This window comes from Halomonas sp. GXIMD04776 (assembly GCF_049808615.1).
Taxonomy (GTDB): Bacteria; Pseudomonadota; Gammaproteobacteria; order Pseudomonadales; family Halomonadaceae; genus Modicisalibacter.
The window spans coordinates 21,697-47,602 of the sequence record NZ_JBNCAN010000030.1 but is presented as its reverse complement, the minus strand read 5'-3'; the positions used below and the strand labels follow the sequence as shown (position 1 = coordinate 47,602).

The 25,906-nt window shown below is 59.4% G+C and carries 29 protein-coding genes and 1 pseudogene; 23 read left to right on the top strand and 7 right to left on the bottom strand.

Annotation, left to right across the window (positions count from 1 at the left end; genetic code table 11):
* The coding region (locus tag ACPF7Z_RS17485) for a hypothetical protein (RefSeq protein ID WP_425194519.1) at positions 1–992 on the top strand (992 nt) is incomplete at its 5' end.
* On the opposite strand, the gene ACPF7Z_RS17480 is transcribed toward ACPF7Z_RS17485, so the two are convergent.
* The 3 genes from ACPF7Z_RS17480 to ACPF7Z_RS17470 form a co-directional block, all read right to left on the bottom strand.
* Complete coding sequence (locus ACPF7Z_RS17480; RefSeq protein ID WP_425194518.1) at positions 980–2,050, bottom strand: hypothetical protein; 1,071 nt, start codon at positions 2,048–2,050, stop codon at positions 980–982. The genes ACPF7Z_RS17485 and ACPF7Z_RS17480 overlap by 13 nt on opposite strands.
* 182 nt (positions 2,051–2,232) lie before the next feature.
* Positions 2,233–3,741 (bottom strand): YfjI family protein, encoded by a 1,509-nt coding sequence (locus ACPF7Z_RS17475; RefSeq protein ID WP_425194517.1) that lies wholly within the window; start codon positions 3,739–3,741, stop codon positions 2,233–2,235.
* A 10-nt stretch (positions 3,742–3,751) separates the two neighbouring features.
* Entirely contained in the window at positions 3,752–3,940 is a 189-nt protein-coding gene (locus tag ACPF7Z_RS17470) for a helix-turn-helix transcriptional regulator (RefSeq protein WP_425194523.1), read from the bottom strand.
* 306 nt (positions 3,941–4,246) lie between these two features.
* Here ACPF7Z_RS17470 and ACPF7Z_RS17465 point away from each other — a divergent pair, with 306 nt between their 5' ends.
* The 8 genes from ACPF7Z_RS17465 (at position 4,247) to ACPF7Z_RS17430 (ending at position 8,987) form a co-directional block, all read left to right on the top strand.
* Positions 4,247–4,564, top strand: coding sequence for a hypothetical protein (locus ACPF7Z_RS17465; RefSeq protein ID WP_425194516.1), 318 nt, complete (start codon positions 4,247–4,249; stop codon positions 4,562–4,564).
* A gap of 68 nt (positions 4,565–4,632) precedes the next feature.
* A complete protein-coding gene (locus ACPF7Z_RS17460; RefSeq protein WP_425194515.1) occupies positions 4,633–5,601 on the top strand; it encodes a DUF932 domain-containing protein in 969 nt (322 codons plus the stop codon).
* Positions 5,602–5,695: 94 nt separating this feature from the next.
* Positions 5,696–5,881 carry a hypothetical protein gene (locus ACPF7Z_RS17455; protein WP_425194514.1) on the top strand — a complete coding sequence of 62 codons (186 nt, stop codon included), beginning with the start codon at positions 5,696–5,698 and terminating at the stop codon, positions 5,879–5,881.
* 11 nt (positions 5,882–5,892) lie between these two features.
* The gene (locus ACPF7Z_RS17450) at positions 5,893–6,630 is read left to right on the top strand and encodes an ERF family protein (protein ID WP_425194513.1); all 738 of its coding nucleotides are present in this window, start codon (positions 5,893–5,895) and stop codon (positions 6,628–6,630) included.
* Positions 6,631–6,690: 60 nt separating this feature from the next.
* Positions 6,691–7,302, top strand: coding sequence for a lambda exonuclease family protein (locus tag ACPF7Z_RS17445; protein WP_425194512.1), 612 nt, complete (start codon positions 6,691–6,693; stop codon positions 7,300–7,302).
* Between the two features lie 11 nt (positions 7,303–7,313).
* Positions 7,314–7,811, top strand: a complete 498-nt coding sequence (radC, locus tag ACPF7Z_RS17440) for a RadC family protein (RefSeq protein WP_425194511.1) — start codon at positions 7,314–7,316, stop codon at positions 7,809–7,811.
* 53 nt (positions 7,812–7,864) lie between these two features.
* Entirely contained in the window at positions 7,865–8,104 is a 240-nt protein-coding gene (locus ACPF7Z_RS17435) for a hypothetical protein (RefSeq protein ID WP_425194510.1), read from the top strand.
* A gap of 82 nt (positions 8,105–8,186) precedes the next feature.
* Complete coding sequence (locus ACPF7Z_RS17430) at positions 8,187–8,987, top strand: hypothetical protein (RefSeq protein WP_425194509.1); 801 nt, start codon at positions 8,187–8,189, stop codon at positions 8,985–8,987.
* A 29-nt stretch (positions 8,988–9,016) separates the two neighbouring features.
* Here the strand turns inward: ACPF7Z_RS17430 and ACPF7Z_RS17425 are convergent, their stop codons facing one another.
* On the bottom strand, positions 9,017–9,448 hold the full coding sequence (locus ACPF7Z_RS17425; RefSeq protein ID WP_425194508.1) for a hypothetical protein: 432 nt from the start codon (positions 9,446–9,448) through the stop codon (positions 9,017–9,019).
* A gap of 73 nt (positions 9,449–9,521) precedes the next feature.
* Here ACPF7Z_RS17425 and ACPF7Z_RS17420 point away from each other — a divergent pair, with 73 nt between their 5' ends.
* Both ACPF7Z_RS17420 and ACPF7Z_RS17415 read left to right on the top strand, forming a co-directional pair.
* Positions 9,522–9,962 carry a LexA family protein gene (locus ACPF7Z_RS17420; protein ID WP_072821689.1) on the top strand — a complete coding sequence of 147 codons (441 nt, stop codon included), beginning with the start codon at positions 9,522–9,524 and terminating at the stop codon, positions 9,960–9,962.
* Positions 9,959–10,393 (top strand): annotated as a pseudogene (locus ACPF7Z_RS17415) (Y-family DNA polymerase); the annotation flags it as partial. The gene ACPF7Z_RS17420 and the pseudogene ACPF7Z_RS17415, both read left to right, overlap by 4 nt.
* A gap of 206 nt (positions 10,394–10,599) precedes the next feature.
* On the opposite strand, the gene ACPF7Z_RS17410 reads toward ACPF7Z_RS17415, so the two are convergent.
* Entirely contained in the window at positions 10,600–11,982 is a 1,383-nt protein-coding gene (locus tag ACPF7Z_RS17410; protein WP_253939583.1) for a DegQ family serine endoprotease, read from the bottom strand.
* Between the two features lie 207 nt (positions 11,983–12,189).
* On the opposite strand from ACPF7Z_RS17410, the gene ACPF7Z_RS17405 reads away from it, so the two are divergent.
* The 4 genes from ACPF7Z_RS17405 to ACPF7Z_RS17390 all read left to right on the top strand — a co-directional run bounded on the left by ACPF7Z_RS17405 (position 12,190) and on the right by ACPF7Z_RS17390 (position 16,029).
* Complete coding sequence (locus ACPF7Z_RS17405; protein WP_152483049.1) at positions 12,190–13,104, top strand: cation diffusion facilitator family transporter; 915 nt, start codon at positions 12,190–12,192, stop codon at positions 13,102–13,104.
* A 101-nt stretch (positions 13,105–13,205) separates the two neighbouring features.
* Positions 13,206–13,883, top strand: a complete 678-nt coding sequence (locus ACPF7Z_RS17400) for a DsbA family protein (protein WP_089680905.1) — start codon at positions 13,206–13,208, stop codon at positions 13,881–13,883.
* A complete protein-coding gene (locus ACPF7Z_RS17395; protein ID WP_152483048.1) occupies positions 13,880–15,139 on the top strand; it encodes a M23 family metallopeptidase in 1,260 nt (419 codons plus the stop codon). The genes ACPF7Z_RS17400 and ACPF7Z_RS17395 overlap by 4 nt, the downstream gene beginning before the upstream one ends.
* Positions 15,140–15,246: 107 nt before the next feature.
* A complete protein-coding gene (locus ACPF7Z_RS17390; RefSeq protein ID WP_152483047.1) occupies positions 15,247–16,029 on the top strand; it encodes a ZIP family metal transporter in 783 nt (260 codons plus the stop codon).
* Between the two features lie 21 nt (positions 16,030–16,050).
* Here ACPF7Z_RS17390 and ACPF7Z_RS17385 read toward each other — a convergent pair whose 3' ends face one another.
* A complete protein-coding gene (locus ACPF7Z_RS17385) occupies positions 16,051–16,530 on the bottom strand; it encodes a MerR family transcriptional regulator (protein ID WP_152483046.1) in 480 nt (159 codons plus the stop codon).
* Between the two features lie 34 nt (positions 16,531–16,564).
* On the bottom strand, positions 16,565–17,287 hold the full coding sequence (locus tag ACPF7Z_RS17380; RefSeq protein ID WP_152483045.1) for a cytochrome c biogenesis CcdA family protein: 723 nt from the start codon (positions 17,285–17,287) through the stop codon (positions 16,565–16,567).
* A 113-nt stretch (positions 17,288–17,400) separates the two neighbouring features.
* Between ACPF7Z_RS17380 and ACPF7Z_RS17375 the strand changes: the two genes are divergently transcribed.
* The 8 genes from ACPF7Z_RS17375 (at position 17,401) to ACPF7Z_RS17340 (ending at position 25,861) form a co-directional block, all read left to right on the top strand.
* Complete coding sequence (locus ACPF7Z_RS17375; protein WP_152483044.1) at positions 17,401–19,596, top strand: heavy metal translocating P-type ATPase; 2,196 nt, start codon at positions 17,401–17,403, stop codon at positions 19,594–19,596.
* The gene (lspA, locus tag ACPF7Z_RS17370; protein ID WP_152483043.1) at positions 19,593–20,096 is read left to right on the top strand and encodes a signal peptidase II; all 504 of its coding nucleotides are present in this window, start codon (positions 19,593–19,595) and stop codon (positions 20,094–20,096) included. Before ACPF7Z_RS17375 ends, lspA begins: the two co-directional genes overlap by 4 nt.
* A gap of 4 nt (positions 20,097–20,100) precedes the next feature.
* Complete coding sequence (gene lnt / locus ACPF7Z_RS17365) at positions 20,101–21,603, top strand: apolipoprotein N-acyltransferase (RefSeq protein ID WP_425194522.1); 1,503 nt, start codon at positions 20,101–20,103, stop codon at positions 21,601–21,603.
* A 29-nt stretch (positions 21,604–21,632) separates the two neighbouring features.
* The gene (locus ACPF7Z_RS17360; RefSeq protein WP_152485249.1) at positions 21,633–22,694 is read left to right on the top strand and encodes a L,D-transpeptidase family protein; all 1,062 of its coding nucleotides are present in this window, start codon (positions 21,633–21,635) and stop codon (positions 22,692–22,694) included.
* A 274-nt stretch (positions 22,695–22,968) separates the two neighbouring features.
* Positions 22,969–23,823, top strand: a complete 855-nt coding sequence (locus ACPF7Z_RS17355; protein WP_216645083.1) for a cytochrome c oxidase assembly protein — start codon at positions 22,969–22,971, stop codon at positions 23,821–23,823.
* Entirely contained in the window at positions 23,801–24,265 is a 465-nt protein-coding gene (locus ACPF7Z_RS17350; RefSeq protein WP_152485248.1) for a copper chaperone PCu(A)C, read from the top strand. The genes ACPF7Z_RS17355 and ACPF7Z_RS17350 overlap by 23 nt, the downstream gene beginning before the upstream one ends.
* Positions 24,266–24,290: 25 nt before the next feature.
* Positions 24,291–24,854, top strand: a complete 564-nt coding sequence (locus ACPF7Z_RS17345; RefSeq protein ID WP_253939544.1) for an SCO family protein — start codon at positions 24,291–24,293, stop codon at positions 24,852–24,854.
* A 56-nt stretch (positions 24,855–24,910) separates the two neighbouring features.
* Positions 24,911–25,861 (top strand): arsenic resistance protein, encoded by a 951-nt coding sequence (locus ACPF7Z_RS17340; RefSeq protein WP_425194507.1) that lies wholly within the window; start codon positions 24,911–24,913, stop codon positions 25,859–25,861.
* The last annotated feature ends 45 nt before the right edge of the window (positions 25,862–25,906 follow it).

Here is a 25,906-nt window from a genome sequence, read left to right as displayed (position 1 = left end):
CGCCATGGTTGGTCCTCCCCGGTATGCGTTCAGCGGGTGAGACGGAATCGGCGGTCAGAAAATGCTCGCTGGCGGTGATAGGGGAAGTGTCGACGCCGGCATCACGGATTCAGGAATTATCAAGAATGCAACATTCAGCCGGACACCGAAAAATCAATAGAGAAGAAACCTGCATTGATGCCAATCATTTTAGATACCTAGTCTTGATGAATTATGACTATCTCCAGTTCCTTGATGGCGACATCAACTTGTCAGTCAAGCATTTTAGCCAAGCAGCCTTTATTGAAAAAGACGAGCCAAAATTATCTTTTATCAGTGCAAAGAAATATTTTTTTGAACATTCCCCAAAATCTCACCCCCTGCAATGGCTCAAGGCCAAGTTTGCATGTTATTACGAAAACGAAGAATACCCATCAGTCCTTAACCTAAAAAGCGTGCCGATCTACGCTAAAGAATTGCTGGTCCCACGCGAGGTAATGCTTGACCTAATTAAAAATGAAAAAAAGCCAAATGAATCACTACCACCCGAGCTAACAGAGCATCTTCAGACATGGAAAAGCGAGTTCCTCTGCGCTTTAAACATAGCAGCATACAAGCTGTATTCAAATATCAATAAAAAAGACCTCATAGACTCAAAAGTCAAACCTTCACATATCAAGACAACAATAGAAAAAGAGTTATCCGCGAACAACACCAAAGATCAAAAAACGTCGTTATCTGCAACTCTTCTTCGACATGATCACGATCAGCAAAAAGCCAAGGAATACCTCAAACCAATAGAAACCGAACACTACCCTCACTACTTTAGCCATAAACTAATCTACCTTAACGAAAAGTGTAGAAAATATCTTGATGAGTACTCTCTCGACGAAAAGTCCACGCGTCATACAGCCACCAGCATTGAGAGAGATTTAACTGGAGATGGCATTATCCCTGAAAACACGGCCAGACGGATAGCTAGTGAAATAAAGCCAAAATATCATACGCTATGAGAAATGAATTTCCTTGGCCTCCCTCTACGCATGGTTGGTTTGGAGTCCTTTTGGGCTGAGCGAAACCATAGCCGCTCACCAGGAGCTTCGGCTGCCATGATAAAATCCGTCTTTACCATGTACTCAATCACCAGGTTAACCAAAGCGGAATATTTGGCGTCGTCGTAATAATCAAGCCTTCCAACGCCCAGATATCGGTAGTCATTTTTATGTCGGTTGCAATTATAATATCGCCCCTCACCTTCAGATACTACCTGATTATTCCAGTGTTCGCCCAGCATCCTAGCCAAGGTAATGTCTTCACGATGTTTTGACCCGTCAATGAGCACCACTACATGAAAGTGAAACCCACTGCGCACCCCATACTCCAGCTTGGCAAGATAGCCCAACACTCCGGGGACAGCAACGCCACCCACCAAGTCCTTCCGGAACATCTCCCAATTAAGCTTGACGTCCGCTAATGCCTCCGAGAAATTGTCGAGATCGACGTACTTTCCCTTGCGATAGCTCAAGTCGAGGCGCAGGACCTCCAGCCTGGCATATCTGTCTCGCAGGCCATATATGAGCTTGTGTGCGCCCTCCCTGCGCGCCTTCCTAGCATTATCAAGCTTGCGTAGATACCGCCTCATGGACTTGCTGCGGAGCACTCCACGGATCATCTCAACGGCAGCATTAAGTTTAGCTGTCTGGTCACCAGGATCACACACGCCCAGCGTCTCTAAGCCGAGCTCCTCACACGCTGTGTGGAAGGCTTCAACGTAGGGGTGACTATTGGCGATCGGTTTCTTTTTACATGCATCTTCACAGCCATTTAGGATTAGGGTCTTCAACTTCTTTCCAGAGAGGCTGCATGGCCTGACGCGCAATGCTCCACCTTTGTCTTGGCACGCCTCAAACAGTGCCTCATCCGTTTCAAGCAATCGCTCCACTACTGCTTCCACTTCTTTCAAATGGGACAACAGTCTTTCATCAGATTCCTTTTCCCATTCATCGAAAATAGTATCTACATGGAATTCTATTTGTGGCCACTCTACTGCTTCTTTGTCATAAGGTCGCATGACTGCCTCTCATCGTAGGGCATCCCCTCTGGGAAGGGCCTGCCCATCAGTGTACATGTGAGTAGATGAACCCCTAATAACATATACTCCAGAATTACAACAGACACTCAACTACTCTCAAACGCTATAATCATCGTGCCAAACAGAATATTTGGCTTCAGGAATCACGCTATAAGTTAGTGTCAGTAAATTCGACCCGACCCACCCAATGACATAGCCATTAAATGGTCTACTAGCAACCAAGGCATCACATCCACGCATTCGGTTTTATTAGCCATGTACCTGCAGACCTCTCCGCGAACCTCCAACCTCTCCAAAGTCATATTGAGCTTTTGCGAGCTCCGTAGTGCAGTCGGCACTCGCCTTCGGACATCATTCTTCCTAATATATCGCATTCCTTCTTGACGCTTCTTGTTGATCCAGCCAAGTAGCAACTCCTCCTCTTTCTCTTCTTTTGTTGTATATTTAAATATTTGCAGATGCTGCCCGGCAAAGTACATCCCCAAGTGAAGCGCATGATCGACAGCATCAACGCAAATATAAGAGTCAAGACCATTTTCGAAGCTATCCAAGAGGCATGCAAGACGTAATATCTTATCCGTCAACTTTGAAGCATATTCCTCATGGCCATGAAATATTCCTCCGGGATTCATTTCATGTTCAATGGCATTGCCGATGGAAATCATCTTTTTTTTAGCGTCTTCTGACAGCTTCTTTACCCTCCTTGAACCCTCGTCGGACAAGACATCGAGAAACTTCTCAAGATACCCTTCCAGCCTTTTGCAGTACTCCTCATAGTGGCCTTCTTGATGTTCCATTTCCATATAGTAACGACTCCCCACCTTCGAGGTAGGCATAGCCATAAAACATCGTGCCAAAAAACCCGACGAGTGCAAAATCTCGCCATTTTTCTCCAACAATGCGTAAAACACATCTGGCTGAGCATCTATGCTTATAGTGATCCTCGGCCCAACTACCATACTTGAGCCTGAAGTTTTCCTTGTTTTTTTTAAAGTTTCACCTCCATATCCACTATTAAGCAACGGGTAGTCTCTCATCACAGCGCTTGATAGCACTGAGCCACCTTCTCCTGACGCGATGGCAACATATTTACATCCGCGACTCATGCCATCGATGAAAGCTTCAGATGTAGTGTCAGTGTAAACCAACTGCATTTCACGGGGACACTTTGGCCAGTCCTCAAACAAACCATGCATCTTCCTCTCAGCCTCTTCTGAATCTTCTCCTTTTGCCACACTCCTCCTCAACTCTTTCTTTAACACCTTCTCCTTTTCTTCAAAAACCACCAAATCTCTTTGATAGATACGCATGCGCTCAACATACAACTCATCTAGCTTTTCTTGAAAATCATTAATAGGTTGAAAAACTTTACTCTCCACCCCGCTCTTTCGCTCACCTGACTTTGCAAGGATGATAAAATAGCATGATGATGGAATTATTCTCCCATCAGGTGTTTGCGCATCCAGCAGGGGTTGCAAACAAGTAGAAACAGCCGAAATTATCTTAGCCATTATAAGGCCCCGCGGAGCCTTAATAGTCGCCTCAAGATCGTCTGCCAACTTCTCAATCAGCACACCTCCATATAGACACGGGCCTTCCATGGAATTATATCGTGGAAGTATTGTTCGACTATTTTCTATGTCATTCCTAATGTCGTGATAACCAGTCATATTTCTTCCCTTATCTCCCCTCCCTCATTTTGATCCGAGAATCAATCCACTCCTCTACCTCTTGCTCCACCCAAGCGACTGACATGGCCCCACGGCTAACCTGGCGGGGAAATGTTGGATCGTAGTAAGGTGATTTTATGTCCATCCTGTTATAAACACTCGACCTTGATAGGCCTGTACGTAGCACTACGTCTTTCATCTTCAAAAGCACTAGCGGTCTTTTGCCATCTGTGGAATCGCTCATTGCCTTGCTCCCTGTTGATTCGATGGGGCAAGCATGACCAACGAATCTCTAGGGCGCATCTGTTAACAGGTGTGAGGAGATGTTAGCCCAGCGCCAACAGCTGGAAAAAAACGGGACGAATACGACCGACCCTCATGCTATTCGTGCTACCAGTAGCAGGAGTAGCGGCGTAGCGGCGCTGTCCCAATTTTTTTGAGGCCTATATCACTCCTGAGAGCCCAGCCCTTCCAAGGCTTCTCCCAACACCACAGGAGCTCTGATATGCCCCCACCCTGCTCGCGCTGTGTCTCGCAGCGCGTGATCAATCTCGAGACCGCCCGCAAGTTGGGGACCGCTGCCGGCGCACTGACCGGCTCCCTCAAGGGGGCCTATACGTCGATCTACTCCCCTGGCCATCTACTAATGGCACCTACGCAACTTCCTCTCAATCGGGTCGCTTCGGCTGTCATGGCGGCCGCTACAGGCGGCATTGCCGGAGCCGCCGCCGGGCATCAGATGGTGCAGAACCTGTTTCCGCCTGGAGATGGCACACCCTGGCTTTGCCTGAGCTGCGGCCACGCCTTCCGGCTGACGGCCTGATCCTAAAAGCTATGTTCATCAACTATCTGCCGGCGTATTGCCGGCTTTCTTCGTCTAGGAGATTTCTCATGGCACATCTGATCGAACAAATAGCCTATGTCGGCGATACCCCCTGGCATGGTTTGGGCCAGCAGCTCTCCCGTCACCAACCGCTGGAGGTCTGGCGGCAGCAGGCCGGCATGGACTGGCACATCGAGGAATCCCCGGTGCGCTTCATCACCGATGGGGCCGGCCATCTGGGCAGCATCCACTCCTTCCCGGAGCAGAAGGTGCTCTATCGCTCCGACACCCGGACCCCGCTGTCGGTGGTCTCCCAGCGTTACAAGGTGGTGCAACCGGAGGAGGTGCTGGAGTTCTACCGGGATCTCACGGAATACGCGGGTTATGAGCTCGAGACGGCCGGGGTGCTCAAGGGTGGCCGCAAGTTCTGGGCCCTGGCGAAAAGTGGCCTGGGCGGAGCTCTGAAGGGCCAGGATCAGGTCAACGACTACCTGCTGCTGGCCACGTCTTGCGATGGCTCACTGGCCACGATGGCGACGCCGACCTCGGTCCGGGTGGTCTGCAACAACACCCTGACCATCGCCGTGGATGGCATGTCGCAGGGGGTAAAGGTGCCACACAGTACCGAGTTTCGCCCGCAGCTGGTCAAGCAGCAGCTGGGGATCTCGGTATCCCAGTGGGACGACTTCATGTATCGCCTGAAGACGCTGGCCGAGCGCAAGGTCAGCCAGGAGGAAGCGAGGGCCTACTTCCAGTCTGTGATCTGCAATGCCGAAGCACCGCTGGAAGACCCCTCCAAGCTACCCAACGTTCGTGCCCTGAATCGCGTCCAGAAGCTTTTCCAGGGTGAGGGGCGTGGCTCTCGGCTGTGCACGGCGCAAGGCACCGCTTGGGGGTTGCTCAACGCGGTTACCGAGTACGTGGACCACGAGAAGCGCGCCCGCAGCAACGACTACCGCATGGACTCCGCCTGGTTCGGCCAGGGCGCCGGCCTCAAGGACAAAGCGCTGGAGTCCGCCCTTGCGCTGGTGTCCTGAACGGCGTCCTGCGTTCTCCCATTCCTGTCTTTCCCTTACCACAGCATAGAGCCCGGCCCCGCAAGGCCGGGCGTTCCTATTTCTGGAGGTATCGATGCAATCGCCCATGACTTTCGAGATCTGTCATGCCCTGACCCAGCTGACGCGTCAGCTGCTGGAGGCTGGCGAACAAGCGACCGAGACCCACGTGCTGGCCAAGGGCCAGGTCTATCGCGTGGCCGTGTCCCTGGAGCCGGTCCCGACCGAGGAGCTCCCTGACGTCATCCAACGCTATCGATAAAGGAGGCCACCATGGCAACCCCCATTCATCCCAAGACCGACGAGCAGGCACCGATCGCTCAAACCACCCAGGACAGCACCGCGATCATTCAAGTGATCGAGCGGGCCGCCCTCAACCCCGAGGTCGATATCGACAAGATGGAGCGCCTGCTGCAGATGCAGGAGCGGGTGCTCGACCGCCAGGCGCTGATGGCCTACAGCGCCGCGATGGCGGCCATGCAGACCGAACTGCCGAGCATCGCCGAGCGTGGAAAGACCAACAACGGCCACTACGCCACCTTGGAAGACATCGTCGATACCGTGCGCCCGATCATGAAGAAGCACGGCTTCGCGCTGAGCTTCCGCATTCAGACCCAGGAGCGTGGCATCCAGGTGACCGGCGTGCTGATGCACCAGGACGGCCATCGGGAAGAGACCAGCATGCTGCTGCCGGCCGATACCAGCGGCAGCAAGAACGCCGTCCAGGCGTTCGGCTCCTCCACTAGCTACGGCAAGCGCTACGTGCTCTGTGCCCTGCTCAACATCACCACCCGCGGCCAGGACGACAACGGTCACGCCGCCGCCCCGGTCAAGCTGGTCACCCCCTTCCAGGCTGGACAGATCCGGCAGCTGATTGCCGCTTGTCCCCCGGCGACTCAGGAATGGTTCGCCGGCAAGTACGGCGACGCCGAGCAGGTGCCGCGTGGCGACTTCGACAAGCTGCGTGCCTCCCTGCAGAAGCGGTCACAGCCCAACCATCAACATCACTGACCGGCCGGCGCGGGGCCTCCCCTCGCCGGCTTATGCCGTGTCATCGAGAAGGAGAACGTCATGCAAATCCTGACACTGGACCAAGGCACGCCAGAGTGGCATGCCGCCCGTCTGGGCATCATCACCATGTCCGAACTAAAGACTCTGCTGGTCAAGGGCAAGGGGCCGGGAGGCTTCGGTGCCGGTGCAATGAGCTACATGCACCAGCTGATCGGTGAGCGCATCACCGGCGAGCCCTCCAATACCTTCCAAGGCAATGCTCATACACTGCGCGGCCACGAGCTGGAGCCGGTGGCCCGCGATCTTTACCACGAATCCGCTGGGCTGCCACGCCTGGAGCAGGTCGGCATCATCTTGAACCACGGAGTCGGCTATTCGCCGGATTGCCTGGTAGATGGCAACGGCCTCCTCGAGATAAAAACCAAGCTGCCCAAGTATCAGATCGAGCTGCTGTTAGCAGACGAGCTGCCCCAGGAGCATGTGGCGCAGTGCCAAGGAGGGCTGTGGGTCAGCGAGCGGGAGTGGATCGACTTCGTCAGCTACTGGCCAGGCATGCCGCTGTTCGTGAAGCGTGCCTATCGGGACGAGCGGCTGATCCGCAACATCGCCGAGCGCGTCGAGGCTTTCCACGAGGAGCTGGAGCGCCGCATGGCCATGGTCATGGCGGCCTGAGGAGCAACACCATGAACCACCGCAAGCTGAGTGCCGGCGAGACCGCCGGCACCTATCGCATCACCGACACGGTGACCGAAGCTGAGCTTTTGAGCATCGCCAAAGCATTCGCTCGTCGTCGGCTGGCCAGAGGACGCAAGATCACCCAGCCAGCGCTCGCTTTCGAGTATCTGCAGGTGCTGCTGCAGGACTATGAGCACGAGGTCTTCAGCGCCCTGTTCCTCGACAGCCAGCACCGTGTGATCAGCTTCGAGGAGCTGTTCCGCGGTACCATCGACTCGGCCAGAGTCTACCCGCGTGAAGTAGTCAAACGGGCCCTGGCCTGCAACGCTGCTGCGGTGATCCTGGTTCACAACCACCCCTCGGGTGATCCTGAACCCAGTGATACCGACCGACGCATCACCCAGCGGCTTAAGGAAGCGCTGGGACTGGTAGAGATCCGGGTCATTGACCACATTGTGGTGGGCAGCGAAGGGTGTGGGTCTTTTGCGGAGCTGGGGTATCTCTGATTGCGAGTTGCGTCATAAAGCCGGTGCTGCCCCACAGGGCGGCACCGGATATCGTGCTACTTTTTTCCTTCTCAGAGTCCTTGAGCGAATGGCAGCGCCTCCAGAGCGGCGTCGCCGCATTCACGCTCGACCTCGCCGAAGGCCGCCCCGAGCTCTACCCCGAAACCCCGGTCACGCTGGCAAGATGGAAGCGCGAGATCGACGCCACCGCCTGGCTGATCACCGAGATCAGCCACGACCTCAACGATCGTGCGCTGACCAGCTCGGTGGAGATGGAGGTGAGGCAGTATTAAAAAAATCAGCACCACTCCGTTGGTGTTTGGCCGCTCCTTTTCTACCTTTAAATATAACAAACAAAAATAAGAGGACCTCACAATGAAAACCGCCCCCAATAAGCCAATACTTCGTCGCAAATTCTTACTTGGATTCAGTGCAACTCCCGCGCTACTCATAGCCGCTCAACGCCAAGCCTTTGCGGAATGCATCAGCGATGCAGAGACTTACAACGAAATCAGAAGAATTATCCGAAAAGCAACCATGCAAGGAATAAAGGTTTCACTGCAAGGAACGGACGAAGCAGTAGAATCAACACTGAACCAAAAAAGAAGACTAGAAAAAAGAATATCAAACCTTATTAATGAAAGAATATCACGCAACATAAGCGACTACTTCGCAAATGAAACCTGGACATTAACAAACATTCCTCTTGAGGCGATAACTGACTACAGCAATGGCGAACCAATAATCCTGGGGCCAGACCATTTCGAGTACACCAGAGTCAACAGCGCCCCTCCGCAAGAGCCAGAACATTGTGGTTACGTCATAATCAGCTTCATAGGTGAAATGATTGGACTGAGCTTAGACGGAATTGATGCATTCAGAAGAACATGTGAAGAAAACGGCCTTAAAGACAAATTAGAAGACCTTATTTCAAGCATTCGCAACGGAGAGTTTGCAAGGTCGCGCTCGCTCCTAGAATATATTTTGGAAACATTAAACACCAGCGAAAACATTTCTTCCCTTATGGACATTTTAAGCCGAAATGACGCCCGAAAAATAGCCACTTGGTTTGCGGGAAGATGTGTTCCTTTATTTGGATGGGCACTGGTTCTATGGGACTTCGTCAATGCCTTTATCGAATATAGAGAAAGATTCCAAGAGTGCGAGTTATCGTAAATTAGCACTTCTGCCGACAACTAGCTTGTTCACCACCCATACCGCCTGGCCTGGCTCGCCACCACGCCCCGCAGATCCGACTGCCGGGCCCAGATCAACTCATCAGGCCCGGCAGTGGGCATCAGTCGCATCCGCCCGCCAATCCAGTGGCTGCTGAACAGCCGCTGCACTCTGTCCAGCTCCACCACCAGGTCGGCGTGCTGGGCGGGCTTCTGCTCGTCGACCACCAACAGGTCGCCTTCCATCAGCGGGCCGCCCACGCCGGCGTCCTCGCTCACCTCCACCAGGTAGCAGCTCGGGCGGAAGCGCGAGAGGTCGTAGCCGTCCAGCGCGGGGTGGTCGATGCCCAGACACGCCGGGCCCAGGTAGTTCACTCGCATGTCGTCCCTGCCAATTCGTGATCCTGCCACCAGCCGCGCCATACCGGGCCCGGCCGCCTGCGACCCCGGCGCCTTGTTCATATTAGCGTTTGCCTAAGGGTGTGCTGTTGCCGAATACTGTATAAACGAACAGTCTTTGACAAGAGGCACCGCCATGCGTGATCCCGAGATCCGCCATCCGCACCCGGCACCGCCGTACCGGGCCCTGCCCCATCCGCTGGCTACCATTCGCGCCGGCATCTCCGGCTTCCCCTCGCCGGCGGAGGACTACGTCGGCCGCACGCTCGACCTCAACGAGCGGCTGGTGAAGCGCCCCGCGGCCACGTTCTTCATGACCGTCACCGGCGACAGCATGGTCGAGTTCGGCATCCAGGACGGCGACACCCTGGTGGTGGACCGCTCGATCGACGCCCGCCCCGGGCACATCGTCGTCGCCCTGGTCGACGGCGAGGTGATCGTGAAGCGCTACGAGATGATCGGGAAGCGGCCCTACCTGTGTTCCGGCAACAGCCAGTACGCGCCGATCCCGCTCGCCAACCTCGACTGCCAGGTATGGGGCGTGGTGCGCTCGGTCATCCACGAGTACGCCGTATGATCGGGCTGGTGGACTGCAACAACTTCTACGTCAGCTGCGAGCGCGTCTTCCAGCCGCGGCTCGAGGGCCTGCCGGTGGGCGTGATGTCCAACAACGACGGCTGCGTCATCGCCCGCTCGAACGAGCTCAAGGCCCTGGGCGTGGTGATGGGCACCCCGGCCTTCGAGCTGCAGCGGTGGGCCAACCAGGGCCGCATCCACCTGCTCTCGTCCAACTACGAGCTCTACGGCGACATGAGTGCCCGGGTGCGCGAGGTGCTCGAGGAGTTCTCCGCCGGCGTCGAGCCCTACTCCATCGACGAGATGTTCGTGCGCTTCGACGGCTTTGATGCCGCCGCCACCCAGGCCCTGGCGCGCACGCTCTACCGCAACGTGCGCCAGTTCACCGGCATCCCCGTCTGCGTGGGCGTCGCGCCCACCCGCACCCTGGCCTTATCCGTAGAAACGCAAACTTGACTAAAAGCTCTATCAAGTGTGTGTCCTGACTTGTGCAAGTAGTGATATTCACTAGAACCTCAAGCCCAGCCCCAGCCCGTTCACCAGGCAAAGCAAAACAACTGCGTCACTTCCTTGGTGAAAGTCTGAGCGCTGAGCTTGAGCCCCTCCACTATGGTCTGGTAGGGAAACAGTGATCTTGCTCAGTCGCCATTGCCCACTCGCAGGGCCACGAAGTAGGCACGGCCGTCGCGGTTGAGCAGAACCGGCACCGTTTGGTCGTCCGGCAGGTTGGCCAGCAACTCCGTCAGCTGTTGCGGGCTCTCTATCGACTGCTGGCCTAGGCTGACGAGTACATCGCCGGGGCGGATACCGGCTGCCGCGGCGAGGCCGGTCGGGTCGACCTTTGCAATGCGCACCCCGTGCTCGATACCGAGCCGGCGCTTCTCCATCTCGGTTAAGGGCTGGACCGCGATGCCGAGTCGAACCGAGTCGCCATCGGATTGCTCGGGGCCAGCATCCGGCCACTCGCCGACCTCTAACGTGATGCGCTCTCGCTGGCCATCGCGCAACACTCTGAGGTCGACCTCCTCACCAGGACTCGTCTGACCGACCAGGCGCGGCAGCGTGGTGGAGTGGTCTACTTCCTGACTGTTGACCTCGAGAATGACATCACCTGCCTTGATCCCGCCTTTCGCCGCAGGGCTGCCGGGCTCGACCTGGGCGATCAGGGCACCCTCGGCCTGTTCCATGCCGAAGGACTCCGCCAGGTCCTTTGATACCGGCTGTATGCTGACGCCCAGCCAGCCGCGGCTCACATAGCCCTCTTCGCGGAGCTGGTTGGCCACGTCCAGCGCCACATCAATGGGAATGGCGAAGGAGAGGCCCATGTAGCCGCCGCTGCGGGTCAGGATCTGGGAGTTGATGCCCACAACCTCGCCATCAAGGTTGAACAACGGTCCGCCGGAGTTGCCCGGGTTGATCGCCACGTCGGTCTGGATGAAAGGAACGTAGACGTCCTGGGGCAGGGTGCGGTTGATAGCGCTGATGATGCCGGAGGTCACCGAGTGGTCGAAGCCGAAGGGGGAGCCGATGGCAGCGACCCATTGGCCGACTTGAAGGTCGTCGGAGTTGCCCAGCTCCAGGGTAGGCAGGTTGTCGGTGTCGACCTTGAGCACCGCCACATCAGTCTTCTCGTCGGCCCCCACGAGCTCGGCCTCGAGTTCGCGACGGTCGTTTAGTCGCACCAGGATCTTGTCGGCGCCCTTGACCACGTGGGCGTTGGTCATGATGTAGCCGTCTTCATCGAAGATGAAGCCCGATCCCAGTGACTGACGTGGCTCCTCATTGCGATTGGGCGCACCGCCGGGTGGCATCGGGATGCGGTCACCGAAGAACTCTCGAAAGATCTCCGGCACCTCCTGCCCCCCAAACTGCCGAGAGGACGTCATGGACCTCTCGATCTTCCGTGAGGTGGAGATGTTGACGACGGCTGGCGCGGCCTTGTCGACCAGTTCCGTGAAGTCTGGCAGCCGTGGCTCGGCGAGGACTGGCGTCGACAGCATCAAGAGTAAAGCTAGGCTCATCAGCCAGGTGTGCGAGTGAGGCTTGGGTATCACAATGAGCTCCTTCCGGGGCATGGGAGATGGTAACCATGTCTGGTACAGCGCCCACTATGCAAAGTTCCACCACGCCTAGCCCTGGCTCGGCATTCATTATAATTCGAGCTTGAACCTTGAGTTGGTATAGGTTTTATACTATCGCGTCATCAGGTGACACCACAAGGATGACGCATGGGACATCATCACGATCATCCCCATCTTGACCCCACCTCTGGTGACCGTCGGGTGAGCATTGCCATCTGGGCCAACGGGATATTGACCGTTGCTCAGATTGTTGGGGGTATCCTGGCCGGAAGCCTCGCGCTGATCGCGGATGCGCTGCATAATTTTTCCGACATGGCTGCCCTTGTCATTGCCTTTGCGGCCCGCAAGATCGCGAGGCGACCTCCTGACTCTCAGATGACGTTTGGCTATGGACGAATCGAGATTGTCGCAGCGCTGATCAACTACACGACCCTCATTCTTGTTGGGCTTTATCTAATTTATGAAGGCGTCATGCGCATGATCGATCCGCCAGAGATTCAGGGCTGGATAGTCGTCATCATCGGCATTGTCGCTCTTCTTGTCGACGCGCTAACGGCCTTGCTCACCTGGTCGATGCAAAAACATAGTGTCAACATTCGGGCTCTCTTCCTGCACAACCTGTCTGATGCGTTTGCGTCCATCGCGGTGATCATTGGGGGCTCGCTGATTCTGCTTTACGATATGCGCTGGGTAGACCCCGCGATTACGATCGGTATTGCACTCTATATTCTCTATCTTGCCTTTACGGAGATAGGTACCCCTATCCGGACACTGATGCTGGGCTCGCCACCCGATGTCGATGGTCAATCAGTCATTGATCTCCTGCGCAGCGTCGAAGGGGTTGAGGATGTGCATCATGTTCACCTATGGCAAATGCAGGAGAATACCGCCGCACTTGATTGCCACGTGGTGACGACGGAAGAAGGCTGGCAGCAGCTCGAGGCGATCAAGGCGGATATCAAGGCTCAACTGAAAGCGCGCTTTGACATTGGCCACTCCAGCTTGGAATTCGAGCATATTGATCATGCGCACGAGGGAGCCAATCTTTATGGGCATGGATGATACGCCACTATTCCCCGAATTAGGCACCCATCAGCGGTTGAGACCCACTCAGCAGTCCTCTGGTCGTGCTTTCCGCTTAACCATTTGAATTGGAGAAGTCAATGTACAAAAAAGCGACGTTTATCCTGGTTGGTGCGTTGATGCTGATCGCCCTTATCGTGATCGTAGCGAGACCCTCGCTGTTGGGCATGGGCGCCGAGGCGGCCAGCCAAGATGGCGCTCAGGCCGACAATTCGTTGGTGCGCTCACACTCGCCTGTTCTGGGGCCGGAAGAAGCGCCGGTGACCATCGTGGAGTTCTTCGACCCGGCCTGTGAGGCCTGCCGTGCCTTCTATCCGCTGACCAAGCGCATCCAGGAAGAGTATCCCGACCAAGTGCGGTTGGTGGTGCGCTACACGCCCTTCCACGGAGACGTGTCCGATACCGCCATTCGCGTGCTGGAAGTCGCCAGGCGCCAGGACGTCTTCCAGCCGGTGCTGGAAGCGTTGCTGGCCCGGCAGAGCCAGTGGGCGGCTCATGGCAGCTTCGATGAGGCCGCTATTCTGGATATCGCCAGCGAGGCCGGTCTGGACAGGGCTGCAGCAGAGGAACAACTTGACTCCCCTGAGGTACAAGCGGTCATTGACCAGGACAAGGAAGACGTCAAGGCCAACCAGATCCGCCAGACGCCGACCTTTTTCGTCAATGGTGAGCTGTTGGACCCCTTCGGCATGCAGGAACTGGTCGACGCCGTCAATCGTGAGGTGACCGAGGTCGCTGGCGAGGACGATGCGTCATGACACGGCGCTGGTTGCTGCTAGGATTGGTGGGTCTGGGCCCTCTGCTGGCCGAGGCCCATTGGCAAGAGAACACCTTGCTATCCCCGAGCGAACCGGCATCGGCCAGGGCACAGGCTCTCGCACAGAGGGGCTCAGCGCCCTTGGCCGTTCAGCCACCTGAGAGCGTCGCCCAGGAGCTAACTGTGGCGCCTGGGGATACCCTGAACGCACTGCTGCAGCAGCTTGGCGTGAATGCCGAGACGCGCACCCAAGCGTCGACATCGCTGGCGGAGAGGTTCGACCCAAGACGCTTGCGGCCTGGAGACCGTCTCACTGTCACCTCTCTGACGACCGGACAGCCGGTGTCGGTGGCCATCGAGCGTGACTCGGGTATTCAATACGTCGTTACGCTGGGGGAGCGGCCGTCGACGCGGATTGTCCCGCCTCGTCTCGACACCCTGACTCTGGGCCGTGAAGTGGACATCGAAACGTCCCTCTATGCCGCCTTGGCGACAGAGGGGATACCCACGCGTTTCGCCATGGACCTCGAGGTGCTGCTAGGCGGACTCATGGACACAGCCCGAGATATTTCGGGCGCGGAGCGCCTGCAGTTACTGTGGGAAGAGGATCGCCGAGAGGATGGCACGCGAGTCGGGCCTCCCCGTCTGACCTATATGGGATTGGCTGACCCGTCGGCACGACTGGAGATGGTGTGGCCGAAGGACCAGAGAGCCGCCGTGATGCTCTTCAAGGACGGTAGCCTTGTGGAAACGAAGCGGTTCCCGGTGCTCGGCGCACGCCTGACGTCCGCCTTCGGCAATCGACGCCATCCCGTTTACGGTGGGGTACGTCGTCATGACGGTGTCGACCTTGCCGCCCCTCGCGGCACCACGGTCATGGCGACGGCGCCGGGGCGGGTCTCCTTCGTCGGTCGCCGTGGAGGTTATGGTCGTGTCGTGGAGGTAGAGCACGAGATGGGCACTCTCAGTCGCTATACGCATCTCAGTCGCTTCGCCTCCGGCCTGTCGGTCGGGGACGCCATCAATGCCGGCGACACGCTGGGTGAAGTCGGGGCCTCCGGACTCACCACGGGGCCCAACCTGCACTACGAAGTGAGAGTGGGTGACCGACCTGTCGATCCCCTGGAGGAGGGGCAGCGCATCATTCTGGGGGAGTCACCGACACCCCAGGATTATCGAAGCGCGCTCTTCGAGGCTCGTGGTCGTCTGAAAAAAGCCATCGGTACGTCTGGTCTGGTCGCCTTGGATAATCGATAGGCCGCCAGGCTGGCTTGTTGTATGAGACGCAGCGGTGGCCATGTAATGGCTATCGTCGTGTGACTCAACATTCCCTGCAGTACCAATCCTCCAAAGGGGAAGGGTCTATGGAAGGTGTCTCTCCAGTCACGCTGGGGTTTTTGGGTAGTCTTGCCGCCGGTTCGATGACCGCGATCGGAGCGCTACCTATCCTGATCAGCAAGGCGCCCGATCGTGCCGTTCGCGACCTGGCACTCGGATTCGCCGCCGGTGTCATGCTGGCGGCGTCCTTCTTTTCACTGATCATTCCCTCCCTGGAAGCCTCTGGACTGCGCTATGGCGGTAGCGTCTTGCCTGCCGCCATTGCCTGCGCGTCGATACTGATGGGGATGGGGCTGGTCGCCCTGCTGAATGAGCGACTCCCCCACGAGCATTTCGAGCAGGGGCGTGAAGGGCCACAGGCGGCATCGCTTCGCCGAATCTGGCTGTTCATCATTGCCATCACGATCCACAACCTGCCAGAGGGTCTGGCGGTTGGTGTGGCCTTTGGAGCAGGGGGAAGCGAAGGGGGACTTCCCCTTGCCATCGGTATCGGCCTGCAGAATGCGCCGGAAGGCCTGGCGGTGGCAGTGGCATTGCTGGGTGAAGGCTATTCACGCTGGCGATCCTGGACCATTGCCTCCCTCACCGGGCTGGTAGAGCCGCTGGGTGGCCTGCTAGGTGCGGGAGTCGTCAGCATGTCACAAGTGCTGCTCCCCTGGGGGCTGGCCTTCGCCGCCGGCGCCATGCTCTATGTCATCAGCCATGAGATCATTCCCGAGACCCACCGAAGCGGCCACCAGAACAAGGCAACGCTGGGGCTCTCGGTGGGATTGGTACTCATGCTGTTCCTGGATGTCTCGCTGGGCTAGCATGCCGATCCGTCCAGATGCCTACCCCAGATCGTGAGCGCCTCCGTGGGCCCGGTCGCTGATACAAAGCTGATGATCGCTCAACACTTCGATGATCCGGCAGCTTTCGACCTTCCCCCCGGCACACTGGCTGACCATCCGTTTGAGCTCGTCACGCAGTGCGGAGAGCCGCTGCAACCGCGACTCGACCTCCTCCAGGTGGTGCTTGGCAATGGCGTCGACCTCCTGACACGGCATGTCGGGCTGGTCTGACATGGCCAGCAGTTCACGCACCGCTTCCACCGAGAAGCCGAAGTCCCGGGCATGGCGGATGAAGGTCAGCCGCCTGACGGCTTCCTCTCCGTAGCGGCGTTGACCGCCCTCGGTACGTGTCGCGTCGCTCACCAGCCCGATGCTCTCGTAATAGCGAACCGTTTCGGGCTTGCAGCCGGCACGCCGGGCCAGTTCGCCGATGCCGATATTCCTATCCGGGACGTGGGACGTGTCGACAGAGTTGGTCATGGTGGCATCTCCGTAAAAACCATCAGCGTCTGAACTACCCCAGAGTTGCAAGGGAAGGAAAGAGTCCCACCATGAAACTTGAAAGCTGGGTCATGGTTCCTGTCGCGATCGCAATCCCCATGACGATCACGATCGTGCCCGCCACAGGTCTTGTATAGGCACTCCACCTACCGAGCTTCCGGCTGTTTTGCGTCATGACGTTCAGAAAGATCGTGCTAGCCAAGAAAGGAAGTGCCAGACCAAGCGAATAGCTTGTCAGATAGACCATGCCGGCCTGGGCGCTGACAGCACTGCCGGTCGCCATCAGGATGGCTCCCAGGATGGGACCGATACAGGGTGTCCAGCCAATGGCGAAGGACACGCCAAAGATGGTTGCCGATAGCGGTGAGCCACCCTGGACATTGGGTGAAAACTGCAGCGTTCGTTGCAGCAGTGGCAAGCGAAGTATACCGGTCATGAAGACGCCTAGGAGGATGACCACGCCTCCCGTAATCCAGTTGAACTCGTTCCGATAGCCTCGAAGCAACTGACCTATGCTGCTGGCCCCCAAGCCCAGCATGATAAAGATCATGGTGAACCCCAGGATGAAGAAAGAACTGAGAATCAGGGCTTCCAGTCGCTTGTCCGTTTTCCCGGCGCTTCCTCCCGTGACCACCGACAGGTATGCCGGGAGCAAGGGCAGGGTACAGGGGGAAAAGAATGAGACTAGGCCACCCGCGAAGGCGCCCAGCAAGCCAATGGACGACAAGGATTCCAAAGCACCCTCCCTCCCAGAGAACAGCCCGTTGGGATGGAACCGACGGGGCTTGAAGCTATAGCTGCTACAGAGTTTATACTTTTGAAGAGTACATCATCTTACGGAGCCACACCATGACGAAATCGACACGCTTTGAGGATTCATCACCCTTTAAGCTCCGCGTTGAGGGCATGGACTGTGGCGGCTGCGAGCGCAAGGTGGTGGCCGCGCTGGGTCGGCTGGAAGGCATCGAGGAGGTGTCGGCCAGCTCGGTGACCGGATCGGTCACCATACACCCCGAACCACACAGGGCTCCGTCTCATCAGTCGATCGAGCGGATCCTTAACGAGCTTGGCTACCGGCTTGCCGCCGATACCGAGAAGGATGGGTCAGATACCCCTCCAGCGCCCTGGTGGCAGACCGCCAAGGGACGCCTGGTCCTCGTCACGGGGGGCCTGCTGGCTCTGGCCTTGGTCCTTCGCATGACCTGGCCGGTCCTGGGGGGCTGGCCCTTCGTCGCCGCCACCCTGGTGGGCCTGGTGCCCATCGCACAGGGCGCCTGGGGCGCTCTGAAGATGCGCAACCCCTTCACCATCGAGATGCTGATGACCATTGCCGCCCTGGGCGCCCTGGCCATCGATGCCGCGGCCGAGGCGGCGGTGGTGGTCTTCCTGTTTGCCGTGGGCGAACTGCTGGAGGGCGTGGCCGCCTCACGGGCGCGACGCAGCATCTCGGCCCTGGCCGACCTGACGCCCTCCACCGCGAGGCTGTTGGAGGAGGGTGAGACCCGGGAGGTCCCGGCCGCCACGCTCACGCCCGGTCAGCGGGTGCAGGTGCGACCGGGCGATCGCGTGCCCTGCGATGGACGCATCCTGGTCGGCGAGTCCGATCTAGATGAGTCACCGATCAACGGTGAGTCGGTGCCCCGCTCGCGTGCCCCGGGTGACGACGTCTTCGCCGGCACGGTCAACCTCGATGCCGCCCTGGAGGTGGAGGTCACCCGCGGCGCCGAGGACAACACCATCGCGCGGGTCATCCGCCTGGTGGAGGAGGCCCAGGCCGCCAAGGCACCGGTGGCCCGCTTCATCGATCGCTTCGCTTTCTACTACATGCCGGCGGTGGTGGGGCTCGCCCTGCTGATGGCGGTGGTGCCGCCGCTGGTCTCGACCATGGCCTGGTCGGAATCGGTCTATCGCGCCCTGGCCCTGCTGTTGATCGCCTGCCCCTGTGCCCTGGTGATCTCGACCCCCGCGGCAATCGCTGCCGGCCTCTCGGCGGGCGCCCGGCGGGGCCTGCTGATCAAGGGCGGCGCGGTGCTCGAACAGCTGGGCAAGCTGCGCACGGTGGCGTTGGACAAGACCGGCACCCTCACCGCCGGCACTCCCCAGGTCACCGACGTGGAGGACTGGGCTACCGGCCAGGGCGAAAACGAGATCCTGAGACTGGCAGCCGCGATGGAACGTGATTCTAGCCATCCCATCGCGACGGCCATCTTCTCGCATGCACAGAAACTGGGCCTTTCCATCCCCCAGACGAACGGTAACCGCGCCCTTTCGGGGCGTGGCGTCGCCGGCTGGATCGAGGGACGTGAGCTGAGCCTGGTCGCCCCTCGGCACCTGACAGCGCCGACTGCTCTCGATGATGGTCTGCGTGCCCGAATCGCCGAGCTGGAACATGCCGGCAAGAGTCTCGCCCTGCTGGTCGAGAATGAGCGTCCCTTGGGGCTGATCGCCGTACGCGATGAGCCGCGTGAGGACGCCCGGGAGGGGCTGACGGCGCTGTCACGCCTGGGTGTGCAGGCAGTGATGCTCAGCGGTGACAATGCGCGTACCGCCGCTGCCATCGGTGACAGCCTGGGCATCGAGGCGCATGGCGAGCTGATGCCCGAGGACAAGGCGCAGCGCGTTCGTGACTGGCAGGCCGACGGCCGAGGCCCCGTCGGCAAGGTGGGTGACGGGATCAACGATGCCCCGGCATTGGCGGCAGCCGATGTCGGCATCGCCATGGGCGGCGGCACCGACGTGGCACTGGAAACGGCGGATGCGGCGCTGCTCAAGAACCGCGTCGGCGGCATCGCCGAGCTGATCGACCTGTCCCGGGCCACGCTGCGCAACGTCAAGACCAACGTCGCCCTGGCGCTGGGCCTGAAGGCCATCTTCCTGGTGACCACGGCATTGGGCATCACCGGCATGTGGATCGCGGTGATGGCGGATACCGGCGCCACCGTGCTGGTGACCCTGAACGCCATGCGGCTGCTGGGATATCGCTTCTCCCCAGGCAATGCCACGACTGGCTCGGCAAGCCCGCGCTACCAGGCAGCCACGTCATGAGAACGAAACGGATAGCGATGGCGCCGCAGAGCCGCTACTGGTTGGCACTGGCCGTTATGGTCGGCCTGGCCGACCAGGTCATCAAGGGGCTGGTGCAGGCGCTGATGCCTTATGGCCAGACCATCCCGCTGACCCCATTCTTCAACTGGGGTCACTGGTGGAACACGGGGGCGGCCTTCAGTTTCCTCGCCGACTCAGGTGGCTGGCAGCGCTACCTCTTCCTGTGCCTGACAGGAATGGCGGCTATCGTGCTGACGTTCCTGTTGTGCAGGCCCAAGCCCCGCCTGGAGGCGCTGGGGTACAGCTTGATGCTGGGTGGCGCGCTGGGTAATGGTATCGACCGCCTGGCGCGAGGGTATGTGGTGGACTACCTGGACATCTACTGGCGAGAGTGGCACTGGCCCGCCTTCAACCTGGCGGATATCGCCCTGTTCCTGGGTGTCATCGCCTTTGCGATGGCGGCCTTGCATGAACGTCCCTCCCCCAGATTGTCTGAGTGACGGCATGGATGCACAGAACCCGCCAGTCCGGGACATGACGCCTGTCGGACGGCTCTCTCCGGTCCTCGGCTGTTTGTTGGCCCTGACCGCCGGAGGGTTGACCACCCTTAGCGCCGCGCCCTTCACGCTGTGGTGGCTGGGCCCGATAGCGGTGGCTCTGGTCTATGTCAGCATCCATGCCCTGACATCTGCTCAGGCCGCCCTCCGCGGCTGGTGCTATGGCGTGGGCCTGTTCGGCTCGGGGACCTCCTGGGTCTTTGTCGCAATCCACGACTATGGTGATACCGGGGTCCCCCTGGCGCTCTTCCTCACTGGTCTGTTCGTGGCCGGCCTGGCGCTGTTCTATGCCGTGCCCTTCTGGCTCTATCGCCGCGTCGCGGGCCCACGCCTGGCCTTCCTCAGCTTCGCCGGCGCCTGGGTACTCAGCGAGTGGCTGCGCACCTGGCTGTTTACCGGGTTTCCCTGGCTGCTGCTGGGCACCTCTCAGGTGGACTCGCCGCTGGCGGCCTGGGCCCCGGTGGGCGGCGTCTATCTGCTGTCGCTGATCACCGCCCTGACCGGCACCCTGGGCGTGGAGCTCCTGCGCCGCCGCTGGTGGGCCGCGGCGCCCATCGCCGCTCTCTGGCTGACTCCCTTGGCCCTGCCGTCCCAGTGGACCTCGCCGGCCGGCGAGCCGCTGCGGGTCGCCCTGCTGCAGGGCAACCTGGCTCAGTCGATCAAGTGGAAGCCCGAAGGCCAGCGCGAGGCGGTCAACATCTACACGTCGTTAACACGGAAGCAGCCCGACGACCTCGACCTGATGGTCTGGCCCGAGGCGGCCCTGCCGATGTTCGAGGAGAACGCGCGGCCCATACTGGAGCGGGTACAGTCCAACCTGTCGCCCGACACCGCCCTGCTCACCGGCATCCTGCAGCGCGACGGCGGCGACAACTACAACGGCGTGATCGGCCTGGGTAACGCCGAGGGCCAGTATCGTAAGGTGCGTCTGGTGCCTTTCGGCGAGTACCTGCCGCTGAAGCGCCTGCTCGCCGACACCATCGCCTTCTTCGACCTGCCCATGCCGACCATGACCCCCGGGGCCGAGGCTCAGGGGCCGATCCACGCCGCCGGAACCACCATCGGTAACGCCATCTGCTACGAGATCATCTATGCCGATCGTGTCGCCGAGCAGGCGCGCGATGCCGAGCTGTTGCTGACGGTCTCCAACGACACCTGGTTCGGCCGCTCCATCGGCCCCCTGCAGCATCTGCAGATGGCCCGCCTGCGTGCGCTGGAGAACGGCCGGTACCTGATCCGCGCCACCAGCAACGGCGTGACCGCCATCGTCGATCCTCAGGGCCGTCTCATGGCCCGTGCACCACAGTTCCAGGCGACGAGCCTTCGCGGCGAGGTGCTGCCCATGGTGGGAAACACGCCGTTCACCCGAATTGGTAGCTGGCCCACCTGGCTGTTGGCCGCCTTACTGGTGCTGCCTGGATGGCGATTCAACACACGTCGGTCTGGATGATAAGGGTCCAGCCGAAAAGGGAGAGAATGATGGCGTTATCCGAATCCCACTCTGGCACAGCGAGGAAATCTCCATGCTGGCAGCTTCGAACACGCACGCTGATGGGAGTGCTGGCAGGCTGGCTTGTGTTCATTGGCGTTGCTCAGGCCCAGGAGGAGAACAAGTGGCCACTCGGCCACTATCCGCTGCCTGAAAAAGGCAATGTGATCGGCGACACCTACCGCATAGCGGTGGAGGATCGCGAGGATACCCTGCTCGATATCGCCAGGCGACACAACCTGGGGTACAGGGAGATCGTGCGCGCCAACCCGGACGTGAGCATCTGGATTCCCGGCGAGGGTACCGAGGTGACCATACCCGGGCGCTTCATCCTGCCCGCCGCAGAGCGCACCGGGATCGTCATCAACATCGCCGAGCTGCGCCTTTATTACTATCCCGAGGTGGATGACGACGAGACATCACGTGTCGAGACCTATCCTATCGGCATCGGTCGCGAGGGCTTCGATACCCCCCTCGGTGTGACCAAGACCACCATGAACATCAAGAACCCCGCCTGGTATCCACCCGAGTCGGTTCAGCGCGAAGCCAGGGCACGCGGTGAAGAGGCGCCCAGTGTGGTGCCCCCAGGCCCGGACAATCCGCTGGGAGACCATGCCATTATCCTTGGATTCGATGGCTACTTGATCCATGGGACCAACCAGCCGGATGGTATCGGCATGCGTGCCAGTCGTGGCTGTATTCGCATGTTCCCTGGGGACATCGAGTCGATCTTCGACCGCGTGCCCGCCGGCACCCAGGTCCGAATCGTCAACCAGCCCATCAAGATCGGCTGGCATGAAGGGCAACCGCTGGTTCAGGCATTCCCGCCCCTTGAGGGGGAGGGGCACAGCATGTCCACGTTGGTAGAGACCGTCACACGCCTCAACCAGCGCAAGGCCGAGGGCTGGAACTTCGATTATGAACAGCTTCGTGGCCTGTTGGATGACCCCAGCGGTCGCATGGTAGCCCTGAATCCCAAGCCGGAGCCGGATAAAACACCTGACCCTGACTACCAGGGTATCTACGCAGAAATTGCGCTGCGCAGGCCATGACGACGACAACATGTCGGGTCCTGTCAGTCTCGTGATGTTGACTTCAGTCGTGGCTGATACAGGACCTATCGCCCTGTGCAGGGTCACTGGCGGCGCGTTGGCGGTATACCCAACCACTGAACTGGTGCCGTGCCTTGGGGCGCGGCCTTCCTCGCCTCCCAGGCACCGAGGTGCGGGCTCTGACTTCGTCTGCGTTTATAGTCCCACCTTGCCGCATGCCACGGTGGGCTCCTAGTCTCACCGTTGGCATGCCGATTCTGGGGAGGGAAGGGCTATCGACCTCGACGTTGCTCTGGGCTACCTGCTGCCGTGGGAGTTCTCGCTGGCCTGGTCGGGGGCCTGCCTGCTGGCCATCGCGCTCTACCTGCGTGGCCTCCGGCAGCGCCGACGGCGTGGCGAGGCCACCGGCGCAGGCCGAGTCCTTGCCTACCTGCTGGGTGTCGCCACCATCTATGGCGTCACCCAGACCCATTACGACTACCTCGCCCAGTACATGTTCTTTACCCACCGGGCACAGCATCTGGTATTGCATCACGCCGGTCCCTTCCTGATTGCCCTGGCCGCCCCCCTGCCGGTACTGACAGACGGCTTGCCGACCCGAATCAGGCACTTTTCAGGATGGAGGCCGGTCGCGCGCCTGCTGCGCCCCCTATACCTGACGCTTCAGCATCCACTGATCGCTCCCGTACTGTTCGTCGGGCTGATCTATTTCTGGTTGATTCCCGAGGTCCACTTCGATGCGATGCTGAGTACCGACCTGTATCAAGTGATGAACTGGAGCATGGCGCTGGATGGGTTGCTGTTCTGGTGGTTGATTCTGGATCGCCGCACGCCGCAGCAGGGCGGCCTCGGTTACGGCAAGCGCATCGCCATCCTGCTGGTGGTGATTCCGCCGCAGATCGTGCTGGGGGCCTATATCGTCTTCAGCCGGAATGTCATTTTCGATGTCTATGAGGTGTGCGGGCGTGCCTGGCCGCTGGACCCTCTGACTGACCAGCTCCTCGGTGGCCTGTTGACTTGGGTACCGGCCACGATGATGAGTGCCATCGGGGTTCTGATCATTCTCAGCTTTCTGTTCCGTGATGCCCGCAAGGAGGATGCTGCTGATGTCTCTCACGCCACACCCTAGTCTGCCGCGACTAGCGAAACACTGGTGCTCGACCTTCCTGCTGCTGATCGCGACGTCCGGCACGCTGGCGGCTGCCGAACTGGAGGTCAGCGAGGCGCGTCTTAGGCTCCTGCCCGGGGACCTGCCCGCGGCAGGCTACTTCACCCTCACCAATACCAGCGAAAAGGGCGTCACCCTGACAGGAGCGGATAGCTCCGCTTTCGGTAATGTCATGATGCACCGCAGTGTCAATCAGGATGGCGTCACCCGCATGGAGCCCGTCGCCCAGCTGGAGCTGGCGGCTGGGGAGCAGGTCGAATTCGCTCCGGGTGGCTACCATCTCATGCTCATGAAGCGGGCTCGCCCCCTCGTCGTTGGTGACGACGTCGAGGTGAACCTTCATTTCGCCGGCAATCAGCGACAGCGTGTCACGTTCCGCGCCGTGGCGCCGACAGCACAGTAGGGGGAGCAGGATGCGCCGATGCATCATGGCACTATTCGTGACGCTATGGGTTGCGGGCTGCAGCGATCCAGACTGGCAGACCAAGGATATCTCGGGGCTGATGCCGTCCCTGGCGTTCGAACTCATCGACGAGAAGGGGAATACGGTGAGCGCCGATCAGTTCCTCGGCAAGACGACGCTGCTGTTCTTCGGCTTCACCCATTGCCCCGATATCTGTCCGACCACTCTTGCGCGTCTCGACGCGGCCACCCAACGCATGGATGAGACCGCGCGCGATGAAATCCAGGTGCTCTTCGTTTCGGTGGATCCTCGCCGCGATGATGCCGAGACGCTGGATAGCTACACCGACGCCTTCGGCCCCCAGTTCGTCGGCCTCACGGGGGATAAAGCGGCACTCGATAAGCTGACACGCCGCTATCGGGTGACCTACGGGTATGGCGAAGAAGACAGCGAAGGCAACTATGATGTGTCGCACTCCAGCGCTGTCTTCGCCTTCAATGCGCAGGGAGAGGCGCGCCTGCTGATCCGCGACAGCGACCCCATGAAGGCCGTGGTTGCCGACCTTGAAAGGTTGACCGGCGAGGCCTAGGGTGACTGGCTCTCATCTGCAGCAGCTCAGTCCGCGACGAGGCTACCGTTCACATCATGCGCGCCACACTGGAGCAGCATCAGGTCTGGATCTATCTCACCGCGATCCTGGTCGGCCTGGCAATCGGCTGGGGATCGCCGGATACGACCCAGCGTTGGGAGATATGGCTCTGGCCACTGCTTGGCGTGCTGCTCTATACCACCTTTACCCAGGTGCCCCTGCTTCATCTGACCCGGGCATTTCGCGACCGGCGATTCATGATGGCGCTAATGGTGGGCAATTTCCTGCTGGTTCCGCTGGCCGTTGCTGCCTTGTCGCTGCTGTTGCCAGAACAGCCTGCCATTCGACTCGGTGTGCTCCTGGTACTGTTGGTCCCCTGCACGGATTGGTTTATCAGTTTTGCCCATCTGGGTAGAGGAGATAGTGCGCGGGCGATTGCAGCCGCCCCGTTGCTGCTGCTGGTTCAACTGGTGATGCTGCCGCTGTATGTTTGGTGGTTGATAGGCGATCTGGCCATCGAACTGACAGCCGGCAGCCACCTGCTGGCGGCCTTCTCTGGCCTGATTGTCACCCCCCTGATACTAGCCTGGCTGACCGAACGGGTGGCCGAGCGACACATCGTCATCGAGGAAGTCGTCGATGAGCTGGGCTGGCTCCCCATCCCCCTGCTGGCACTGGTGGTGTTCCTGATTGCCGGCTCCCAAGTCAGCCTGGTGGTCGACAACGGCATGCTACTGTGGCGGGTTGTAGCGGTTTTCGTGCTCTACCTGGTGGTCGCGGCGGCCCTCGGCAAGCTGTTGAGCCAGGCGTTCCGGCTTCCTGCTGCCACGGGCCGCACGCTCACCTTCAGCCTCGGCACACGCAACTCCTTCGTCATGCTGCCACTGGCACTCTCCTTGCCTGAGGCCTGGAGCGCAGCAGTCGTTGTGATCGTTTTGCAGTCGCTGGTGGAACTGTTCGGCATGGTGGCCTTCCTGCGCTGGGTGCCGACTAGGCTGATAAAATAGTGCGTAACATCGCGTTGAGCAAAAGCATGAAGTTTTATCATTTCC

Coding starts and splice junctions, on each gene's coding strand:
- radC (WP_425194511.1), top strand. CDS start 7,314: ATGAACCACCGCAAGCTGAGTGCCGGCGAGACCGCCGGCACCTATCGC.
- ACPF7Z_RS17470 (WP_425194523.1), bottom strand. CDS start 3,940: ATGAAAGACGTAGTGCTACGTACAGGCCTATCAAGGTCGAGTGTTTAT.
- ACPF7Z_RS17375 (WP_152483044.1), top strand. CDS start 17,401: ATGACGAAATCGACACGCTTTGAGGATTCATCACCCTTTAAGCTCCGC.
- ACPF7Z_RS17400 (WP_089680905.1), top strand. CDS start 13,206: ATGTACAAAAAAGCGACGTTTATCCTGGTTGGTGCGTTGATGCTGATC.
- ACPF7Z_RS17420 (WP_072821689.1), top strand. CDS start 9,522: ATGCGTGATCCCGAGATCCGCCATCCGCACCCGGCACCGCCGTACCGG.
- ACPF7Z_RS17360 (WP_152485249.1), top strand. CDS start 21,633: ATGGCGTTATCCGAATCCCACTCTGGCACAGCGAGGAAATCTCCATGC.
- ACPF7Z_RS17345 (WP_253939544.1), top strand. CDS start 24,291: ATGGCACTATTCGTGACGCTATGGGTTGCGGGCTGCAGCGATCCAGAC.
- lspA (WP_152483043.1), top strand. CDS start 19,593: ATGAGAACGAAACGGATAGCGATGGCGCCGCAGAGCCGCTACTGGTTG.
- ACPF7Z_RS17465 (WP_425194516.1), top strand. CDS start 4,247: ATGCCCCCACCCTGCTCGCGCTGTGTCTCGCAGCGCGTGATCAATCTC.
- ACPF7Z_RS17445 (WP_425194512.1), top strand. CDS start 6,691: ATGCAAATCCTGACACTGGACCAAGGCACGCCAGAGTGGCATGCCGCC.
- lnt (WP_425194522.1), top strand. CDS start 20,101: ATGGATGCACAGAACCCGCCAGTCCGGGACATGACGCCTGTCGGACGG.
- ACPF7Z_RS17395 (WP_152483048.1), top strand. CDS start 13,880: ATGACACGGCGCTGGTTGCTGCTAGGATTGGTGGGTCTGGGCCCTCTG.
- ACPF7Z_RS17385 (WP_152483046.1), bottom strand. CDS start 16,530: ATGACCAACTCTGTCGACACGTCCCACGTCCCGGATAGGAATATCGGC.
- ACPF7Z_RS17340 (WP_425194507.1), top strand. CDS start 24,911: ATGCGCGCCACACTGGAGCAGCATCAGGTCTGGATCTATCTCACCGCG.
- ACPF7Z_RS17350 (WP_152485248.1), top strand. CDS start 23,801: ATGTCTCTCACGCCACACCCTAGTCTGCCGCGACTAGCGAAACACTGG.
- ACPF7Z_RS17455 (WP_425194514.1), top strand. CDS start 5,696: ATGCAATCGCCCATGACTTTCGAGATCTGTCATGCCCTGACCCAGCTG.
- ACPF7Z_RS17410 (WP_253939583.1), bottom strand. CDS start 11,982: ATGAGCCTAGCTTTACTCTTGATGCTGTCGACGCCAGTCCTCGCCGAG.
- ACPF7Z_RS17450 (WP_425194513.1), top strand. CDS start 5,893: ATGGCAACCCCCATTCATCCCAAGACCGACGAGCAGGCACCGATCGCT.
- ACPF7Z_RS17480 (WP_425194518.1), bottom strand. CDS start 2,050: ATGCGACCTTATGACAAAGAAGCAGTAGAGTGGCCACAAATAGAATTC.
- ACPF7Z_RS17430 (WP_425194509.1), top strand. CDS start 8,187: ATGAAAACCGCCCCCAATAAGCCAATACTTCGTCGCAAATTCTTACTT.
- ACPF7Z_RS17405 (WP_152483049.1), top strand. CDS start 12,190: ATGGGACATCATCACGATCATCCCCATCTTGACCCCACCTCTGGTGAC.
- ACPF7Z_RS17390 (WP_152483047.1), top strand. CDS start 15,247: ATGGAAGGTGTCTCTCCAGTCACGCTGGGGTTTTTGGGTAGTCTTGCC.
- ACPF7Z_RS17425 (WP_425194508.1), bottom strand. CDS start 9,448: ATGAACAAGGCGCCGGGGTCGCAGGCGGCCGGGCCCGGTATGGCGCGG.
- ACPF7Z_RS17475 (WP_425194517.1), bottom strand. CDS start 3,741: ATGACTGGTTATCACGACATTAGGAATGACATAGAAAATAGTCGAACA.
- ACPF7Z_RS17460 (WP_425194515.1), top strand. CDS start 4,633: ATGGCACATCTGATCGAACAAATAGCCTATGTCGGCGATACCCCCTGG.